This window comes from Rhodanobacter sp. OK091, from assembly GCF_900142825.1.
Classification (GTDB): Bacteria; Pseudomonadota; Gammaproteobacteria; order Xanthomonadales; family Rhodanobacteraceae; genus Rhodanobacter.
This window is the reverse complement of sequence record NZ_FRCH01000001.1, coordinates 1,091,680-1,109,469: the sequence shown is the minus strand read 5'-3', so window position 1 is coordinate 1,109,469 and position 17,790 is coordinate 1,091,680. Positions and strand designations below refer to the sequence as shown.

Annotated in this window: 15 protein-coding genes; 7 read left to right on the top strand and 8 right to left on the bottom strand. The window is 65.8% G+C overall.

Annotated elements, in window-relative coordinates; genetic code table 11:
* Positions 1-33: 33 nt before the first annotated feature.
* The 7 genes from rsmA to BUA26_RS05175 all read right to left on the bottom strand — a co-directional run bounded on the left by rsmA (position 34) and on the right by BUA26_RS05175 (position 7,951).
* A complete protein-coding gene (gene rsmA, locus BUA26_RS05205) occupies positions 34-822 on the bottom strand; it encodes a 16S rRNA (adenine(1518)-N(6)/adenine(1519)-N(6))-dimethyltransferase RsmA (protein WP_072758454.1) in 789 nt (262 codons plus the stop codon).
* 62 nt (positions 823-884) lie between these two features.
* Positions 885-1,883 (bottom strand): 4-hydroxythreonine-4-phosphate dehydrogenase PdxA, encoded by a 999-nt coding sequence (gene pdxA, locus BUA26_RS05200; protein ID WP_072758452.1) that lies wholly within the window; start codon positions 1,881-1,883, stop codon positions 885-887.
* A 14-nt stretch (positions 1,884-1,897) separates the two neighbouring features.
* Positions 1,898-3,238 (bottom strand): peptidylprolyl isomerase, encoded by a 1,341-nt coding sequence (locus BUA26_RS05195; RefSeq protein WP_072758450.1) that lies wholly within the window; start codon positions 3,236-3,238, stop codon positions 1,898-1,900.
* Positions 3,239-3,272: 34 nt separating this feature from the next.
* Positions 3,273-5,654: an LPS-assembly protein LptD gene (gene lptD, locus BUA26_RS05190; RefSeq protein WP_072758448.1), complete on the bottom strand. Its 2,382-nt coding sequence runs from the start codon at positions 5,652-5,654 to the stop codon at positions 3,273-3,275.
* 161 nt (positions 5,655-5,815) lie between these two features.
* Positions 5,816-6,739, bottom strand: coding sequence for a histone deacetylase family protein (locus BUA26_RS05185; protein WP_072758446.1), 924 nt, complete (start codon positions 6,737-6,739; stop codon positions 5,816-5,818).
* A gap of 8 nt (positions 6,740-6,747) precedes the next feature.
* Complete coding sequence (locus BUA26_RS05180) at positions 6,748-7,320, bottom strand: cob(I)yrinic acid a,c-diamide adenosyltransferase (protein ID WP_072758444.1); 573 nt, start codon at positions 7,318-7,320, stop codon at positions 6,748-6,750.
* A gap of 19 nt (positions 7,321-7,339) precedes the next feature.
* The gene (locus BUA26_RS05175) at positions 7,340-7,951 is read right to left on the bottom strand and encodes a hypothetical protein (RefSeq protein WP_072760078.1); all 612 of its coding nucleotides are present in this window, start codon (positions 7,949-7,951) and stop codon (positions 7,340-7,342) included.
* An 88-nt stretch (positions 7,952-8,039) separates the two neighbouring features.
* On the opposite strand from BUA26_RS05175, the gene ubiH reads away from it, so the two are divergent.
* Genes ubiH through BUA26_RS05160 form a run of 3 tightly spaced genes read left to right on the top strand, consistent with a single transcriptional unit; the run spans position 8,040 to position 11,358 of the window.
* Positions 8,040-9,269 carry a 2-octaprenyl-6-methoxyphenyl hydroxylase gene (gene ubiH / locus BUA26_RS05170; RefSeq protein WP_072758442.1) on the top strand — a complete coding sequence of 410 codons (1,230 nt, stop codon included), beginning with the start codon at positions 8,040-8,042 and terminating at the stop codon, positions 9,267-9,269.
* Entirely contained in the window at positions 9,266-10,507 is a 1,242-nt protein-coding gene (locus BUA26_RS05165; RefSeq protein ID WP_072758440.1) for a UbiH/UbiF/VisC/COQ6 family ubiquinone biosynthesis hydroxylase, read from the top strand. The genes ubiH and BUA26_RS05165 overlap by 4 nt, the downstream gene beginning before the upstream one ends.
* 56 nt (positions 10,508-10,563) lie before the next feature.
* Positions 10,564-11,358 carry a dienelactone hydrolase family protein gene (locus BUA26_RS05160; protein ID WP_072758438.1) on the top strand — a complete coding sequence of 265 codons (795 nt, stop codon included), beginning with the start codon at positions 10,564-10,566 and terminating at the stop codon, positions 11,356-11,358.
* A gap of 13 nt (positions 11,359-11,371) precedes the next feature.
* Here the strand turns inward: BUA26_RS05160 and BUA26_RS05155 are convergent, their stop codons facing one another.
* Complete coding sequence (locus BUA26_RS05155; protein ID WP_072758436.1) at positions 11,372-12,373, bottom strand: polyprenyl synthetase family protein; 1,002 nt, start codon at positions 12,371-12,373, stop codon at positions 11,372-11,374.
* Positions 12,374-12,542: 169 nt separating this feature from the next.
* On the opposite strand from BUA26_RS05155, the gene BUA26_RS05150 reads away from it, so the two are divergent.
* The 4 genes from BUA26_RS05150 (at position 12,543) to kdpB (ending at position 17,789) form a co-directional block, all read left to right on the top strand.
* Entirely contained in the window at positions 12,543-13,526 is a 984-nt protein-coding gene (locus BUA26_RS05150; protein WP_072758434.1) for a DedA family protein/thiosulfate sulfurtransferase GlpE, read from the top strand.
* Between the two features lie 277 nt (positions 13,527-13,803).
* On the top strand, positions 13,804-13,896 hold the full coding sequence (kdpF, locus tag BUA26_RS05145; RefSeq protein ID WP_072758432.1) for a K(+)-transporting ATPase subunit F: 93 nt from the start codon (positions 13,804-13,806) through the stop codon (positions 13,894-13,896).
* Entirely contained in the window at positions 13,893-15,713 is a 1,821-nt protein-coding gene (gene kdpA, locus BUA26_RS05140; protein ID WP_072758429.1) for a potassium-transporting ATPase subunit KdpA, read from the top strand. The genes kdpF and kdpA overlap by 4 nt, the downstream gene beginning before the upstream one ends.
* Positions 15,714-15,716: 3 nt before the next feature.
* Positions 15,717-17,789: a potassium-transporting ATPase subunit KdpB gene (gene kdpB / locus BUA26_RS05135; protein WP_072758427.1), complete on the top strand. Its 2,073-nt coding sequence runs from the start codon at positions 15,717-15,719 to the stop codon at positions 17,787-17,789.
* Position 17,790: the final 1 nt, after the last annotated feature.

The window sequence follows — 17,790 nt, the reverse complement described above, 5'->3', positions numbered from 1 at the left end:
CGGGGCGGCGGTGAATAGGGTGCATGTTCGCCGTCAACGACTGCCGTAGACCTTGGCCAGCCGCACGAAGTCGGCTGGCGCTAGCGTTTCGGCGCGGGCCTTGGGGTCGACATCGGCGCGGCGGATCGCATCGCTGTCTAGCAATTGCTTGAGTGCGTTGGCCAGCGTCTTGCGCCGTTGGCCGAACGCGGCCTTGACCACCGCGTAGACATGCTCGGGTCGCGCATCATGCAGTTCATGCGGTTCCAGCGGCAGCAGCCGCACCACCGAGGACTCCACTTTCGGCGGCGGCCGGAACGCTTCCGGCGGCACGTTGAACAGCGGCTCGACCCGGCAGGCCAGCTGCAGCATCACGGATAGCCGTCCATATACCTTGCTGCCCGGCTCGGCCGCCATCCGGTCGACCACTTCCTTCTGCAGCATGAAATGCATGTCCTGGATCGCCGCGGCGTGCTCGACGCAGTGGAACAGGATCGGACTGGAGATGTAGTAGGGCAGGTTGCCGGCAATGCGCAGCCGCGGCACGCCGTGGCTATGCGCCAGTGCGCTGAAGTCCACCTTCAGCACATCGGCGTGGATGATGTGCAGTTCACCGACGCTGGCGGCACGCGCCTGCAGGCCGGGGATCAGATCGGTATCCAGCTCGATCGCGGTGAGCTTGCCGGCGGCCGTCAGCAACGGCAGCGTCAACGCACCTTCACCGGGACCGATCTCGATCACGAAATCTTCCGTCCGCGGTGCCACGGCGCTGACGATGCGTTCGATGTAGCGGCGATCGTGCAGGAAGTGCTGGCCGAAGCTTTTCTTGGGGCGGGCGTTCATAGGGCAGACGTGAGTGGAGAGGAGTGAGGAATGAGAGGGGTGCCCTTGCTTCTACTCATTGATCACTCCTCATCACTCATTTCATTTCTACGCCGAATCAGCGCGAGCGCCATGTCCGCCGCGGCAATCAGGCTGGCCGGATCGGCAGTGCCAGTGCCGGCAAGGTCCAGTGCGGTGCCGTGATCGACCGACGTGCGGATGAACGGGAGGCCCAAAGTGAGGTTGACGGTGCGGTCGAACGCCTCGCTTTTCAGCACCGGCAACGCCTGGTCGTGATACATCGCCAGTACGGCGTCGTAGTGGCGGCGCTGGGCCGGCACGAATGCCGTGTCGGCAGGCAGCGGGCCGAGCAGGAGCATGCCTTCGCTTCGCAGCGCGTCCAATGCGGGAATCAGCGTGTCGATTTCCTCGTGGCCGAGATGGCCACCTTCGCCGGCATGCGGGTTGATGCCCAGCACGGCGATGCGCGGCTCGGCGATGCCGAACTTCGCACGCAGCTCGGCATGCACAATGCGCAGCGTGCCGGTAAGCGAAGCGCGGGTGATCGCGGCGGAAACCGCCGCCAGCGGCAGGTGCGTGGTGGCCAACGCCACGCGCAGCTCAGGGCTCGCTAGCATCATCACCACATCGGCGTGCGCGCGTTCGGCGAAGAACTCGGTGTGACCGCTGAAACGGATGCCGGCGTCGTTGATCGAGGATTTCTGCAGCGGCGCGGTGACCACCGCGTCGTAGCGACCGGCCACGCAGCCATCGGCCGCTTCGGCCAGTGTATCGAGCACGTGCCGGGCATTGCGTGGATCGGGTCGGCCGGGCACCTCGTCGGCGGCCAGCGGCGTGTGTCGCAGGCGCAGGCTGCCGGGGCGGCGTTCGGTCTGCACGCTGCCGTCGTCGTCGATCAGTTCGATGGCTACGCCGCAACGCGCAGCTGCGCGTTCCAGCAGATGGCGGTCGGTGATCGCCACCAGACTGGCCGCCAGCGAGGTGGCGGCCAGTCGGATCAGCAGTTCCGGGCCGATGCCCGCCGGCTCACCGGCAGTGACCGCGAGCCGGGGCAGTGGCATGGTGTTCAATCAGCTTACGGCGAGGTGCCGGCGGCAGCCTGGTCCGTATCGCGCAACTCAGGCACCAGGACGTTGATATAGGCGTTGGAGCGCAGGTCGCGCAGATAGTCGTCGTAGACCTGCTCCGACTTGCGGGTACCGATCGCCTGGCGGGCCTGGTCGCGCCCGATCTGCACAGTCTGGTCGCTTTCGCGCGAGCCAAGGCGCTGCAGGATGTGCCAGCCGGCTTCGCTCTGGAACGGCTGCGACACTTCATTGTCCTTCAGCTCACCCAGCTCCTTGCTGATGGTCGCCCCCCATGCCTGCGGCTGAAACCAGCCCATGTCGCCGCCGACGTTGGCGGTGGTGTCGTCCTTGGAATTTTCCTTCGCCAAGGTGGCGAAGTCCTCATGCTTGTTGGTGATGCGGTTGTAAAGATCCTTCGCTTTCTGTTCGGCCTGTGCCGGCGTCACCAGCTCGCTCGGCTTGATCAGGATCTGCCGCGCATGGAATTCGGTGACCACCTTGCGGCTGCTCTGGCGCTGGTCGATCAGCTTGAGGATGTGGAAACCGGTCGGACCGCGCAGCGCCGGGCTGACTTCGCCGGGCTTCATCGAGCCGATCGTGTCGGCGAAGGCGGCCGGGATCTCGTCCATCCGCCGCCAGCCGAGGTCGCCGCCGTCCAGTGCATCGGATGCATCGGAGTAGCGGATCGCCGCGGCGTTGAAGTCCATGCCACCCTTGATCGCGGCAAGCGCCTGCTCGGCCTTGGTCTGGCTGGCCTGGATCGCGGCCGCGTCGGCGCCGCCGGGGATGCTGATCTGGATATGCGCCAGATGCACCTCGCCGGCCTTGTAGGTCGGGCTGCTGAGCAGGTTGTCGATCTCGCTGTCGGTGACCGAGACCGAATCCTGCACCACGCTCTGATGCAGGCGCTGTACGGTGATCTGGTCGCTCAACTGCTGGCGGAACGCGGCAAAGCTGGCGCCGCTCTGCTCCACCTGGGCGCGCAGCTGCTCGGGGGTGAGCTTGTTCTGCTGGGCCACGCCCTGGATCGCCTGGTCGACATCGGCATCGGAGACGCGGATACCCTGATCCTGCGCCTTCTGGATCTGCAGGCGCATCAGCACCAGACGATCGAGCACCTGCTGCTGCAGCACATTCATCGGCGGCAGCTGTTCGGTGTGGCCGGCATATTGTTGCTGCACCGAGGCCACGGCGTCGTTCAGCTCGCTCTGCAGGATCACCTCTTCGTTGACGACGGCCACGATGCGGTCCAGCGACTGGCTGGCCGGCGCGGCCGGCGTCAGCATCTGGGCATGGGCGGGGAGCATGATCGCGAGCGCGAGCAGGAGAGATGCAATGGATTGCTTCATCGATGGAAAGCCTGAATCGCCGGGGCGAATGCGTTTATTGATAGCCGAGAATATCACGGCGCAGCAGTGGATCGATTTGGCCGCCCGAGGAGCCGAGCCCCTTGAAAACCACTTCGAACATGATCGCGTTGTCGCGATGGTTGATATTGCTGCCAGTGGGAACCGGGCCGAAACCGTAGTAGCTCTGGTTGACGTAGTTGCGATCGACCAGCCGCAGCGACACGCAGCAGCTGTCATATTCCACGCCAGCCAGGGCATCAATGGTCTCGCGGTCCATGACCGAGTAAGTCCACGATCCCACCAGGCGCCAGCGTTCGGATAGCGGGTAGACCGCGGATGCGCTGTATTGTTCCAGCAGCCCGCGACGATAGCGGTACGAGAAGTTGACGATGCCGTCGGTGCCCAGGCGGCGCTGTAATTCCACCGCAGCCATGTCGGTGAGGCGGGTATTCGGACTCCACTGGTAAGAGCTGTTCAGGCGCCAGCGGTCGCTGAGCTGCACGTCGAGCTGGGCCACGTAGGCCGAGCCGGTCCAGTCGGTGCCCAGCACTTTCTGCGGGCTGAAATAGTGGATCTGGCCGATGCTGGCGGACACCCGCTCCACGCCGCTGTCGTCGAGCAGGCGGGTGGTCAGCGCGGCGGTGAGGTTGTTGGCGTCCATCTGGCGGTCGGCGCCGGAGAACTGGTTGGTCGAGAACAGCTGCCAGTAGTCGAACGACATCAGGTTGGTGTCGAACAGCGGCAGGTTGTTCTGGTTGCGGTACGGCACGTACAGGTAGTACAGCCGCGGCTCCAGGGTCTGCGTGTAGTTGTCGCCGAACAGCGAAGTGCTGCGATCGAACACCAGCCCGCTGTCGAGGCTGACTATCGGCAGCGAGCGGCTGGGCGACTTCTGGTCGAACGGGGTGACGCCGCCGCTGCCGAGCAATCCGAAATCGCCGTAATTCTGGTAGCCGCTGTTCAACTGATAGGCGGTATAGCGGTACGCCAGTTTCGGCCGTACGAACCACGCCGAGCTGCCGAAATCCGCCGCCAGGTAGGGATAGATATCCTCGCGCTGGCCTTCGACGAACCCGGCTTTGCGAAACGCTGCCGCCGAGGTGTCCATGCCGACCTCAAGCCAGCGCGACAGTGGCAGGTTCATGCTGAAGGTCGCATACGGCAGCTGCTTGTACGGCAAGCCGTTGGCGTTCACGAACGGGTTCGTGTTCTGGTAGATGGTGCCGCCGACCGAGGCATTCCACCATTTGCCGCCACCCATGATCGCGGCATTGGATGTCAACGTATAGACCGCGGCGTGGGACAGCGCATTGCCGTAGTCGTACAGATAGCTGCTGTCCGAGGCGTGATTGTACGAACCCACGAACTGCCAGCCTTGCCACAGCGCCGTGCGGTCGGAGAAGTTGACCAGGTAGCGCGAATCGCCCTTGGTATCGGCCAGGCCATCGTTGTCGCCGTGATCGTGCGGCACATATTCCACGTTGAGCTGGCCGTTGCTGCCCGGTACCAGATAGCGGAATTCGCCTGCCAGCATCACGCCGCGATCGCTGTAGATGCGCGGATCCAGCGTGGCGTCGTAATTCGGCGCCAGGTTCAGGTAATACGGGGTGCTGACCTCGAAGCCGGAGCGGCTGGTGTTGCCGATGGTCGGATACAGGAAGCCGCTCTTGCGTCGGTCGTCAGTCGGAAAGCTGAAATACGGCAGGTACAGGAACGGCACGTTGCCGAGCCGCATGGTGGCGTTGCGCGCCACGCCGACGCCGGTGTCCTTGTCGATGGTGATCGACTTGGCGCGGAACTCCCACAGGTGGTGGCCGACGTCGCAGGTGGAGTAGGTCGCCCCCGAATAGCGGGTATGCAGCGCGTCCAGCATCTGACCTTGTTTGGCTACGCCGTTGCCTCGCGCGTCGAGCATCTGGTAGCGCACATCGTCGGCGATGCCGCGGCTGGCATCGGTGTTGCCGCGCATGTGCGAGGCGGCCAGTAATTGGGCTGCCTCCTGGTAGCGCACGTTGCCGCGGGCATCGTAGTCGGTATTGCTGTCGTTATAGTCGACGGTATCGGCTTGCAGCTGCTGGTCGGCGCGTTGCAGCTTCACGTCGCCGGTCAGGTGGTAGACCGACTGGTTGGAGCTGTCCACGTGCTGCGCATGTACCTGCGTGGGGCTGGTCTCGCGCAAGCTGGGGTCCTTGCCGAGGCTGGGATCGTAGAATTCCAGCAGCGCATTGGGCCGGCACATCGCGTAGTTGTACGGCCGCGGCGCGCAGTGAAACGAGCCCAGCGGACACGCCTGTTCGGCGCCGTCGAGCGAGGTTTTGGGATGGCTGTGGCCACCCTTGGCGTCGGCCTGGCCGCTGATCAGGGCAAGTGCTGCGGCAACCGCCAACAGGCGGCGTGGAGGTAGCTTGGGCATCACTATGGAAATCTGCCGACTTTGAAGGCTCGTTAAGCTAGCAGAAAGACCCGTGATACGGCAGGCAAACGTTGCAGGTCGGGGCAAAGGTTCAGCGTGGTTGGGCAGAAATTGACCAGAATGGCGCGCGAAGGCGTGGCCAAAAAGCCCGGGTCATCAAAAAACTAGGCCATCAGCGAATGGACATGGGCTGCCGCGCTGGCGGCCAGCGCGGCGAGGTCGTAGCCGCCTTCCAGGGTGGAAACCAGTCGGCCTTCGGCGTGCGTGTTGGCCAGGGCCACCAGCCGTTCGGTGATCCAGGCATAGTCTTCCTGGCCCAGCCGGATATTCGCCAGCGGATCGTTGCGGTGTGCGTCGAAACCGGCCGAAACCAGCACCAGTTGCGGCTTGAACGCATGCAGGCGGGGCAGCAATACGTCATCCCACAGTGCACGGAACTCGTCCGAGCCGGCGCCGGGCGACAAAGTGCCGTTGACGATGTTGCCGACACCGCGCTCGTCCTCGCGTCCGCTGCCCGGATACAGCGGCGACTCGTGGCTGGAAAGGAACAGCACGCGGGGTTCGCGCTCGAAGATGGCTTGCGTGCCGTTGCCATGGTGCACGTCGAAGTCGGCGATCGCGACCCGCTTCAGCCCGTGCGCGGCCAGCGCGTGGGCGGCAGCCACCGCGATGTTGTTGAACAGGCAGAAGCCCATGGCCTGATCGCGGGTGGCGTGATGCCCCGGCGGCCTCACCGCGCAGAACGCGCGCTGGACCGCGCCGGACAGTACGGCATCCACGGCGGCCACCGTGGCGCCGGCGGCGCGCAGGGCGGCCTCGACGGAGCCGGGCGACATCACGGTGTCCTCGTCCAGCCGATACGTGCCATCTTCCGGCGGGGCACTACCCAGGATGTGTTCGACGTGGGCACTGCTGTGCACCCGCAGCAGTTGCTCGCGAGTGGCGCGCGGCGCCTCGACCCGGTCCAGTGCGGCATGGCGGTCGTGGTCCAGCGCCTGCAGCACGGCACGCAGCCGCGCCGGGCGCTCGGCATGTCCCTGGCCAGGATCGTGCTGCAGGCAGGCGGAATGGGTGTATAGCCGCAGCATGCAGCGGCTTACCCGGCAGCCTGGGGCTTGCGGCGGCGCTCATGCTGCCACAGCACTTCGCCATGGCCGCTGGCGCGCGCCAGTACGCGCGAGATCACGAACAGCAGATCGGACAACCGGTTCAAATAGCGCTGCGGCTGGCTGCGGATGTCTTCGATTCGTGCCAGCGCAATCACTTCGCGCTCGGCACGTCGGCATACCGTGCGCGCCAGGTGTCCGCAGGCCGCGGCCATGCCGCCACCGGGCAGGATGAATTCCTTCAGCGGCGGCAGCGGTTCGTTGAGGCGGTCCAGGATGTTTTCCAGCCGGTCGATGTCGCTGTCCTCGACCATCGCCATGCCGGGGATGCACAACTCGCCGCCCAGGTCGAACAGGTCGTGCTGGACCTGGGTCAACGCTTCGCGCACGTCGTCAGTGACGCCATCGGCCGCCAGCATCATGCCGATCGTGCTGTTGAGTTCGTCCACCGTGCCGTAGGCGTTGACCCGCAACGAGTCCTTGCCCACGCGCGAGCCGTCGCCGAGGCCTGTGCTGCCGTCGTCGCCGGTGCGTGTGTAGATCTTCGAGAGACGGTTGCCCATCGCGATTCGGCGCGCCGGTTCAGCGCGGCAGGTTGGCTTGCCCGGTGTGCTTCAGGGTCCGCGTCAGCTGGACCGCAAGCACATGCAGCACGGCGCCGACAGCGACATACAAGGCGGTGGTCTGCAGGAACGGCAGGTACCAGTCGCCCAGATTGGCGAACCATGCCGCGAAGCTGCGCGGCAGCGGCACGCTGTTGCTCAGCCAGTAGAAGCTGCCGTTGGAAACCAGATAGCAGGCAGCCCAGCTCACCAGCAGCGCCACTGCTCCCATCAACAAGGTCTGCAGGCGCAGGCCGGCCTGATGCTTCGCCAGCCAGCTGCCGCCCAACCACAGGCTGAAGTACGACGGGATCAGGAACCAGTAGGCGATCGACACGCAGTAGTGGCTCCAGAAGTCGATGCCCTGGCCGTTGATCACCAGGTAGTCGATCAGCACCGCCTCGGCCATTAGCAGCGGGAACGCCCAGCGACCGGCGCCGCGCAGCCAGAAGCCGGCGAGGAAGAAAATGCCCCAGGACGCATCCGGCAATGCATCGAAATGATGCAGCAGCGAATGATGCATGCGGGTGGCCGCCATCACCACGGCGAGCGCAAGAAGGATGCCGAGGCGTTGGGCCAGTGTCTTGACCATGAGGGGTTCCATAGGAAGTGTCCGGACAGACCGCTAGTCTAGCCCAATGCACTGCAACGCAGGCAGCCTCACCGCGTATCATCGGCGCATGAATGTGCCCGCATCCCGCGCCTCGAACCCATCCGGTGTCCTGATCGTCGGCGGTGGCCTGGTCGGCGCCAGTCTGGCGATCGCGCTGGATGCGGCCGGCATCGCCGCCACCCTGGTCGAAACCGCCGCGCCGCGCGCCGACGCCCAGCCCAGTTACGACGAACGCAACCTGGCGTTGGCGCGCGCTACCGTCAACGGTCTCGATGCGATCGGCGTGTGGCGCCATGCCGCCGCGCAAGCCACCCCGATCCGGCATATCCATGTCAGCCGCGCCGGCGAATTCGGCAGTGCCCGCATCGACGCGGACAAGCAAGGTGTCGATGCATTGGGCTGGACGTTGCCCGCGCGCGAACTGGGCACGGCCTTGCTGCGCCGGCTCGACGAATGTACCCGGCTCACTAGGTTTGCGCCGGCCACCCTGGCTGCGTTGGAGCCGCTTGCAGACGGCTGGCGTGCGCAGATCGACACGCCGGATGGCCAGCGCAGTCTCGATACGCCGCTGCTGGTCGGTGCCGACGGCACCGGCTCGTTCGTGCGTACGCAGCTCGGCATCGCGGCCGAACACCACGATTACCGGCAGACGTTGTTCGTCTGCACGATCACCCCGGAACGCCATCATGCGAACCGTGCCTACGAGCGTTTCGCCGACGACGGTCCGATCGCGCTGCTGCCGCTGGCCGAACGCCGCTGCGGGCTGGTGCTCACCGTGGTGTCCGACGAGGCGGAGGCGGTCGCCGCGCTTGGCGATGCGGCCTTCATCGAACTGGCGCAACGGCGCTTCGGTTGGCGGCTGGGCCGACTGAGCCGGCCCGGCAAACGGCATCCATACGCCATCCATCGCGTTGCCGCCGGGCAGGTGATCGGGTCGCGCGCCGTGCTGGTGGGCAATGCCGCGCAGACCGTGCATCCGATCGGTGCGCAAGGCTTCAACCTGGGTCTGCGCGATGCGTTGACGCTGGCCGAGCTGGTGGCAGCCTCTCCCGACCCGGGTGCCGCCGAGCTGCTGGAACGCTACGCCGCACGACGTGCGCCGGATCGCGAAGGCACCATGGCGATGAGCCATGGCCTGGTGCGGCTGGCCTGCCTGCGGCAACCGCTGCTGGCGCCCTTGCGCTCGCTGGCCTTGCTGGCCTGCGATCGCATGCCGCCGTTGCAGCGCGCACTGGCGCGGCGCGGCATGGGTTTTCGCGGCGAGCCGCCGCACGCCGTGTTGGAGCGGTTGCCATGAACACAACGACACAAGAGGTTTCGATCCGCCGTCGTGCGCCGGCACTGGATGTCGCTGTGGTCGGTGGCGGCATGGTCGGTGCGGCCGTTGCGCTGGCGCTGGCGCGTGCCGGTTTCAGCACCGCCTTGCTGGAGGCGCGTGCACCGACGGCGTGGCATGTGAGCGACGAAGTGGATTTGCGCGTGGTCGGCCTGGCGCCGTCGTCGCTGGCGCTGCTGGACGATCTGGGCGTCTGGACGTCCATTCGCGATGCACGCGCCGGCCCGTATGCGCACATGCATGTATGGGATGCCGAGAGCGGCGCGGCGATCGATTTCGATGCGGCCAGCGAGGGGCGCGACCTGCTTGGCTACATCGTCGAGAACAATCTGGTGCAGTGGACGCTGTGGCAGGCGCTGGAAGCGGCTGGCGGCGGCTCCAGGGCCACATCCGTGTGCGGCGTGCGCCGCCTGTGCCCGGCCGAAGTGAAGGGTTTCGAGGCGCGCGAGGATCGCATCCAGCTCCAACTGGCGGATGGCGAAACGCTGGCTGCCCGGTTGCTGGTGGCCGCCGATGGCGCCGCTTCGCCGCTGCGCCAGCTGGCCGGTATCGGTACACGCGGTCGCGACTACGCACAGCGGGCGGTGGTCGCGCATGTCCGCACCGAACGGCCGCACGAGAACACGGCCTGGCAGCGCTTCTTGTCTAGCGGGCCGCTCGCATTGCTGCCGCTGGCCGACGGCCGCAGCTCGCTGGTGTGGTCACTGCCCGAGGCCGCAGCTCAACGCGTATTGGCGTTGGACGACCAGGCTTTCCTCGACGAACTCGGCATCGCCAGCGATTTCCGACTGGGAAGGATCGTCGGCAGCACAAAGCGTGCGGCGTTTCCGTTGAAACTGCAGCTGGCCGAACGCTATCAGGCCGATCGCTTCGTATTGCTGGGCGATGCCGCCCACGCGGTACATCCGCTGGCCGGGCAAGGTGTCAATCTGGGGCTGCGCGACGTGACTGAGCTGCGCGATACGCTGGTTGCCGCACGCATTGCAGGCCGCGATATCGGCGCCGCGCATGTGCTGCGCCGCTACGCGCGCCGTCGGCGCAGCGCCGACACGTTGGATGCGCTGGGCTTCGATGCACTGGCGCGCATCTACGCGTGGCAATCGCCGGCGCTGGTCGCCGCTCGCGGATTCGGCGTACGCCTGCTCGACCACCTCGCGCCGTTGAAGCGGCGCCTTTCGGAGCACGCTGCCGGATTCTGAATTTCCCCTCTTCCCTGCGGCAGGGAAGACCCCACAGATTCATCGGAGGATTCATCATGCACATCGCCCGACTTTGCTGTTTGCTGTTGTTTGCCGGCACCAGTTTCGCTGCCCAGGCGAAGATGGTGCACCGGCCGGTGGAATGGACCCTGGACGGCATGCGCTTCCACAGTGTGCTGGTCTACGACGGGGCGGCCACCGCGAAGCGGCCCGGCCTGGTGATGGTGCCGAACTGGTACGGCATCAACGACGAGGCAGTGCGAAAGGCCGAGATGATCGCGGGCAAGGATTACGTGATCCTGCTCACCGATATGTATGGAGCCGACGTGCGTCCGCAGCAGGGCAACGCCGACCAGGCGCAGGCGGCAGTGAAGCCGCTGTACGGCGATCGTGCGCTGATGCGCAAACGTATCAACGAAGCGCTGGCCCAGCTGAAGGCGCAGGCCGCCAGTGCGCCGATCGATGCCGGCAAGCTGGGCGCGATCGGTTTCTGCTTTGGCGGTTCGGCGGTGCTGGATCTCGCGCGCAGCGGCGCGGACATCGCCGCGGTGGTGTCGTTCCACGGCGGCCTGACCACCGACGATCCGGCGTTGGCGAAGCACATCAAGGCCCGCGTGCTGGCGATGAACGGTGCCGACGACAAGGGCACCATGCCGGATGCGGACAAATTCATGGATGAGATGCGCGCCAGCCCGGCCGACTGGCAGTTCGTGGTGATCGGCAATGCCGTGCACTGCTTCACCGAGGTGGGCGAGAACTCGCCGGGTTGCCGGTACGACGAACGCGCCGCCACACGCAGCTACCGGCTGATGCACGACTGGCTGCGCGCGGCGTTCGCGGGTACGCCTTAACGCGTTCCGGCGGTCAGAACGTGCGCTGCACCGAATAGTCGGTCAGCGTGGCCAGCGCGTCGCGGTAGGCCGAAGCGGGCAGTGCCGACAGCGCCTCGCGTGCGGCCTGTGCGTGGAGCAGCGCACGGTCGCGCGTGCGCTCCAGCGCGCCGGAATCGCGGATCGAGGCGATGATGCGGTCGAGCGAGTCGAGCCCGCCGTGTTCGATCGCATGGCGCAGCGACTGCGCCTGTTCGGGATTCGCCTTTTCCAGCGCGTAGATCAGCGGCAGCGTCGGCTTGCCCTCGGCGAGGTCGTCGCCGATGTTCTTGCCCAGGGTGCCGGCATCGCTGAGGTAGTCGAGCAGGTCGTCGGCGATCTGGAACGCGTAGCCGAGCTCCATGCCGTAGCGGCGCAGTGCGGCCACCTGGGTTTCCGGCAGGCCGCCGAGGATGCCGCCGAGTTCGGTGGCGGCGGCAAACAGCACCGCGGTCTTGCGCTCGATCACCGCCAGATAAGCCGCTTCGCCGACGTCGGCGTTACCGATGTTGAGCAGCTGCAGCACCTCGCCCTCGGCGATCGTGTTGGTGGTGTCGGCGAGGATGCGCATGATCCGCATATCGTCCAGTTCCACCATCAGCTGGAACGAGCGCGAATACAGGAAATCGCCGACCAGCACGCTGGCAGCGTTGCCCCACAGCGCGTTCGCCGTCTTGCGGCCGCGGCGCAGGTCGGACTCGTCGACCACGTCGTCGTGCAGCAGGGTCGAGGTGTGGATGAACTCGATCACCGCCGCCAGCTTGATCTGCTGTTCGCCGGTGTAGCCTGCGGCACCGGCGGCCAGCACGTGCAGCATCGGGCGCAGCCGCTTGCCGCCGCTGGCGATGATGTGGTCGGCGATCTGGTTGATCAGCACCACGTGGGAAGACAGCCGCTGGCGGATCAGTGCATCGACGCGTTGCATGTCGGCAGCGGCGAGGTCACGCACATGGGCGAAGTCGGCAGGGCGGCTGGCGGCGGCGGGCATCAGGGTCATGGGGGCTTCAAGGCGGCGTATCGTAGCGATTATAGGGCCGTGCGAAAAATTGCGCCCCGGTATGTCGCCGCAAACGCGGCGGCGGTCTCGCCAGGGGTTTGCAATAGCCATTCGCCGGCCCAATCATCAGTGTCCTGCAGTTAGCGAACACGCATCGAGTACCGCTCCGATGGCCCATGAAATCATCGCGTTGATCGCCCAATACGGCTTGCTGCTGGTGTTCTTCAACGTGCTGGTGGAGCAGGCCGGCGTACCCGTACCGGCGGTGCCCACCATGATTGTGGCCGGCGCGCTGGCGGCCAACGACAAGTTGCCGGTGTCTGCCGTGGTGCTGGCCGCGGTACTGGCATGCCTGCTCAGCGACCTGGCCTGGTACTGGGCCGGGAGGCGTTTCGGGGCCGGCGTGATGCGTACGCTCTGCCGCATCTCGCTGTCGCCCGACTCCTGCGTGAAGCAGTCCGAGCTGCGCTTCCAGCGCTGGCGGGGACGGGTGCTGCTGGTCGCCAAGTTCGTGCCGGGTCTGTCCACGGTGGCACCGCCGCTGGTGGGCGCGATGGGCCTGCGCGTCCCTACGTTTCTGCTGCTGGACGGGCTTGGCTCGCTGTTGTGGGCAGGCCTTGCGGTGGGGCTGGGCTACGCGTTTGCCGCGCAGATCGACGTGGTGCTGGCGGCGCTGGCAAGCGCCGGCACGCTGGCGTTCGAGTTGCTGCTGGTTTTGCTTGGGCTCTATATCGCCGCCAAATGGTGGCAGCGCCGCCGCCTGTTGATCGCCTTGCGCATGGCGCGCATCACGGTGGACGAGTTGAACGAGTCCATTGCCGCGGGCCAGACTCCCATTGTGGTCGACGTGCGTTCGCAGGCCGCGCGCCTGCTCGACACGCGTATCATCCCCGGCGCCTTGCTGGCCGATCTGGACAGCGTCGATCAGGTCTTGAGCGGCATCCCGTCGGATCACGAGCTGGTGATCTACTGCAGCTGCCCGAACGAAGTTTCCGCTGCGAAGGCCGCCCAGATGCTGATGGCGATCGGCTACCGGCGCGTGCGCCCGTTGCTGGGTGGGCTCGATGCGTGGGATTCGGCCGGCTATGCGATCGAGCGGCTGCCGTCGGAGTCCACGACGGACGGCGGTGACGGGCTGCACATCGCCGTCTGAACATGACCGCCTGATCCACAGGCTAACCCGGCGTCCAAAAAACTTTACGCGTTCTATACGCGTAGACGCCGCCGCGATACCCCGTTCTTATACGGCACTTCCTACAGTGCGCGTCGTTCTCTTCCGGAGTCGACGTCGATGGATTTCGTCTATCTGCTGTTCCTGCTGGTGCTGTGCGCGGCCACGCTGGGTTTTGCGCTGATCTGCGATCGGCTGGGCCCGCGCAAATGATTGCCGCGCCTTTTCCTTCCTGCCATTCCCGCGTGAGTTTCCGCCCATGAATGTCCTTTACGTGTTCGCCGCGCTGATCGCGCTGGCGCTGACCGGCTATCTGTGCGTGGCCTTGCTCAAGCCGGAGTGGTTCGAATGACTACCAACGACTATCTCCAGATGGGTCTCTATCTGGCCGTGCTGGTATTGCTGGTGAAGCCGCTGGGCGGCTACATCGCCGCGCTGTTTTCCGACACGCCCAACCGCGTCACCCGCATCGGCGCCGGCAGCGAGCGTTTCATCTATCGCCTTTGCGGCATTCGAGCCGACGAGGACATGGGCTGGAAGCGCTATGCGCTGGCCGTGCTGCTATTCAATATTCTCGGGGTTCTGGTGGTATACGCGCTGCAACGTCTGCAGCCGTGGCTGCCGCTGAATCCGCAGCACTTTGGTGCGGTGTCGGCGGATTCGTCGATGAACACGGCGATCAGCTTCGCCACCAATACCAATTGGCAGGGCTACGGCGGCGAATCGACGATGAGCTACCTGACCCAGATGCTGGGTCTGGCGGTGCAGAACTTCGTTTCCGCAGCCACCGGCATCGCGGTGCTGATCGCGGTGATTCGCGGCTTCAGCCGCCGCAGTGCGGCGGGTCTCGGCAACTTCTGGGTCGACCTGACGCGCAGCACGCTTTACCTGCTATTGCCGTTGTCGCTGCTGCTGACGCTGTTGCTGGTATCGCAGGGTGTGGTGCAGAACTTCAAGCCGTATCTCGATGTGTCGGCGTTGCAGGCCACCACGGTCAGCGAGCCGGCGCTGGATGCGGCGGGCAACCCGGAAAAGGATGCCGCCGGCAACGCGTTGATGAAACCGGTGCAGGTCGGCACGCAGACCTTGCCGATGGGGCCTGCGGCCTCGCAGATCGCGATCAAGCAGTTGGGCACCAACGGTGGCGGCTTCTTCAATGTGAACTCGGCGCACCCGTTCGAGAATCCCACGCCGCTGAGCAACTTCGCCGAGCTGCTGGCGATCCTGCTGATCCCGGCCGCGCTCTGCTACACCTTCGGCCAGATGGTCGGCGACCGTCGCCAGGGCTGGTCGCTGCTGGCGGTGATGCTGGTGATCTTCATACCGCTGCTGCTGGCCTGCACGGCAGCCGAGCAGGCCGGCAATCCGCTGCTCGCCCATCTCGGTGTCGACCAGCATGCCTCGGCGCTGCAGGCCGGCGGCAACATGGAAGGCAAGGAGACCCGCTTCGGCATCGTCAATTCCACGATCTGGGCCACCGCCACCACCGCCGCCTCGAACGGCTCGGTGAACGCGATGCACGACTCGTTCACCCCGATCGGCGGGCTGGTGCCGATGTGGCTGATGCAACTGGGCGAGGTGATCTTCGGTGGTGTCGGTTCGGGTCTCTACGGCATGCTCGCCTTCGCCGTGGTGGCGGTGTTCATCGCCGGCCTGATGGTGGGCCGCACGCCGGAATACCTGGGCAAGAAGATCGAAGCCTACGAAATGAAGATGGCCAGCCTCGCGGTGCTGCTGCCGTGCGCGCTGGTGGTGATCGGCACGGCCATTGCGGTGATGGCGCCGGCGGGTGTTGCAGGCATCGCCAACCCCGGTGCGCACGGCTTCAGCGAGATGCTGTACGCGGTCAGCTCGGCTTCCAACAACAACGGCAGCGCGTTTGCCGGGCTATCCGCCAACACGCCGTTCTGGAACGTGCTGCTGGGCATTTGCATGTTCCTGGCGCGTTTCCCGCTGATCGTGGCGATGCTGGCCATGGCCGGCGCGCTGGCCGCCAAGCGCCATGTGCCGGAGTCCGCCGGCACGCTGCCCACGCATACGCCGCTGTTCGTCACGCTGCTGGCTTGCGTGGTGATCGTTGTGGGTGCGCTGACCTTCCTGCCCGCGCTGGCGCTGGGGCCGATCGCCGAGCAACTCATGTCGGTTCATTCGATTTCGCTGGGACATTGATCCATGACTTCGCATACTCAAGCGGCTAGCGGCTTCCATCGCGAGCTGGTGCTCAAGGCCGTCGCCGATTCGTTCCGCAAGCTTTCCCCGCGGATGCAGTTCCGCAATCCGGTGATGTTCGTGGTGTTCGTCTGCAGCGTGCTTACCACGGCGCTGTGGGCGCAGGCACTCGCCGGTCACGGCGAGGCGCCGACCGGCTTCATCTTTTGGGTCAGCCTGTGGCTGTGGTTCACCTTGCTGTTCGCCAACTTCGCCGAGGCGCTGGCCGAGGGGCGCGGCAAGGCGCAGGCCGATGCATTGCGCAGCTCGCGCAAGGATGTGGTCGCCAAGAAGCTGGCCAGTCCCGAGCGCGATGCCGCGATCACCTTCGTGCCGTCCAGCGAGCTGCGTACCGGCCACCATGTGCTGGTCGAGGCCGGCGAGCAGATCCCCGGCGACGGTGAGGTGGTGGTGGGCGCGGCCAGCGTCAACGAGAGCGCGATCACCGGCGAGTCCGCGCCGGTGATCCGCGAATCCGGCGGCGACCGCAGTGCGGTCACCGGGGGCACCCAGCTGCTGTCCGACTGGCTGGTGGTGCGCATCACCAGCAATCCGGGCGAGAGTTTTCTCGACCGCATGATCGCGATGGTGGAAGGTTCCAAGCGCCGCAAGACGCCGAATGAGATCGCGTTGACGATCCTGCTGGCCAAGTTCACCCTGATCTTCCTGCTGGCCTGCGCGACCTTGTTGCCGTATTCGATCTACAGCGTGCAGGCGGCCGGTGCCGGCAACCCGATCACGCTTACCGTGCTGATCGCGCTGCTGGTATGCCTGATCCCCACCACCATCGGCGCGCTGTTGTCGGCGATCGGCATCGCCGGCATGGACCGGATGATCCGTGCCAACGTGATCGCCACTTCCGGCCGTGCAGTGGAAGCGGCCGGCGACGTCGACGTGCTGCTGCTGGACAAGACCGGCACGATCACCTTGGGCAACCGCCAGGCGACGGCCTTCCATCCGGCGCCGGGTGTGGAGGAGAGTGTCCTGGCCGAGGCCGCGCAGCTTGCCTCGCTTGCCGACGAAACGCCTGAAGGCCGCAGCGTGGTGGTGCTGGCGAAAGATAGGTTCGGCCTGCGTGAGCGCCAGCTCGAAGCGCTTCACGCGCACTTCGTGCCATTCACTGCACAAACCCGCATGAGCGGCGTGGACGTGGACGGCCGACAGATCCGCAAGGGTGCGTTGGACGCAGTGGAGCGTTACCTGACATCCATCGGGAGCCACCTGCCGCCGTTGATCAAGCGGTCGGCCGAGGACATCGCACGTCGCGGCGCCACCCCGCTGATCGTTACCGAAGGCACGACTGCGCTGGGCGTGATCGAGCTGAAGGACATCGTCAAGGGCGGCATCAAGGAGCGTTTCGCCGAGATGCGCAAGATGGGCATCAAGACCATCATGATCACCGGCGACAACCCGCTCACCGCCGCGGCAATTGCGGCCGAGGCCGGCGTCGATGATTTCCTGGCCGAGGCCACGCCGGAAGCCAAGCTCAAGCTGATCCGCGACATCCAGGCCGAGAACCGCCTGGTAGCGATGTGCGGCGACGGCACCAACGACGCACCGGCGCTGGCGCAGGCCGATGTGGCGGTGGCGATGAACACCGGCACGCAGGCAGCGAAAGAGGCCGGCAACATGGTCGACCTCGATTCCAACCCGACCAAGCTGATCGAAGTGGTCGAGATCGGCAAGCAGATGCTGATCACCCGCGGCTCGCTGACCACGTTCTCGATCGCGAACGACATCGCCAAGTATTTCGCGATCATCCCGGCCGCGTTCGCCACCACCTATCCGGCGTTGAACGCGCTCAACGTAATGCATCTGGCCACACCGCAGAGCGCGATTCTCTCGGCGGTGATCTTCAACGCGCTGATCATCATTTTTCTGATCCCGCTCGCGCTCAAGGGCGTGAAGTACCGCGCGCTCGGCGCCGGCGCGCTGCTGCGCCGCAACCTGCTGGTGTACGGACTCGGCGGCGTGCTGGTGCCGTTCCTCGGCATCAAGCTCATCGACTTGCTGCTGGTGGTGTTGCACCTGGCCTGAG

Bases quoted from the DNA above. Each gene is read 5' to 3' on its own strand.
- rsmA (WP_072758454.1), bottom strand. From the start codon at position 822: ATGAACGCCCGCCCCAAGAAAAGCTTCGGCCAGCACTTCCTGCACGAT.
- pdxA (WP_072758452.1), bottom strand. From the start codon at position 1,883: ATGCCACTGCCCCGGCTCGCGGTCACTGCCGGTGAGCCGGCGGGCATC.
- BUA26_RS05195 (WP_072758450.1), bottom strand. From the start codon at position 3,238: ATGAAGCAATCCATTGCATCTCTCCTGCTCGCGCTCGCGATCATGCTC.
- BUA26_RS05185 (WP_072758446.1), bottom strand. From the start codon at position 6,739: ATGCTGCGGCTATACACCCATTCCGCCTGCCTGCAGCACGATCCTGGC.
- BUA26_RS05180 (WP_072758444.1), bottom strand. From the start codon at position 7,320: ATGGGCAACCGTCTCTCGAAGATCTACACACGCACCGGCGACGACGGC.
- BUA26_RS05175 (WP_072760078.1), bottom strand. From the start codon at position 7,951: ATGGTCAAGACACTGGCCCAACGCCTCGGCATCCTTCTTGCGCTCGCC.
- ubiH (WP_072758442.1), top strand. From the start codon at position 8,040: ATGAATGTGCCCGCATCCCGCGCCTCGAACCCATCCGGTGTCCTGATC.
- BUA26_RS05165 (WP_072758440.1), top strand. From the start codon at position 9,266: ATGAACACAACGACACAAGAGGTTTCGATCCGCCGTCGTGCGCCGGCA.
- BUA26_RS05160 (WP_072758438.1), top strand. From the start codon at position 10,564: ATGCACATCGCCCGACTTTGCTGTTTGCTGTTGTTTGCCGGCACCAGT.
- BUA26_RS05155 (WP_072758436.1), bottom strand. From the start codon at position 12,373: ATGACCCTGATGCCCGCCGCCGCCAGCCGCCCTGCCGACTTCGCCCAT.
- BUA26_RS05150 (WP_072758434.1), top strand. From the start codon at position 12,543: ATGGCCCATGAAATCATCGCGTTGATCGCCCAATACGGCTTGCTGCTG.
- kdpF (WP_072758432.1), top strand. From the start codon at position 13,804: ATGAATGTCCTTTACGTGTTCGCCGCGCTGATCGCGCTGGCGCTGACC.
- kdpA (WP_072758429.1), top strand. From the start codon at position 13,893: ATGACTACCAACGACTATCTCCAGATGGGTCTCTATCTGGCCGTGCTG.
- kdpB (WP_072758427.1), top strand. From the start codon at position 15,717: ATGACTTCGCATACTCAAGCGGCTAGCGGCTTCCATCGCGAGCTGGTG.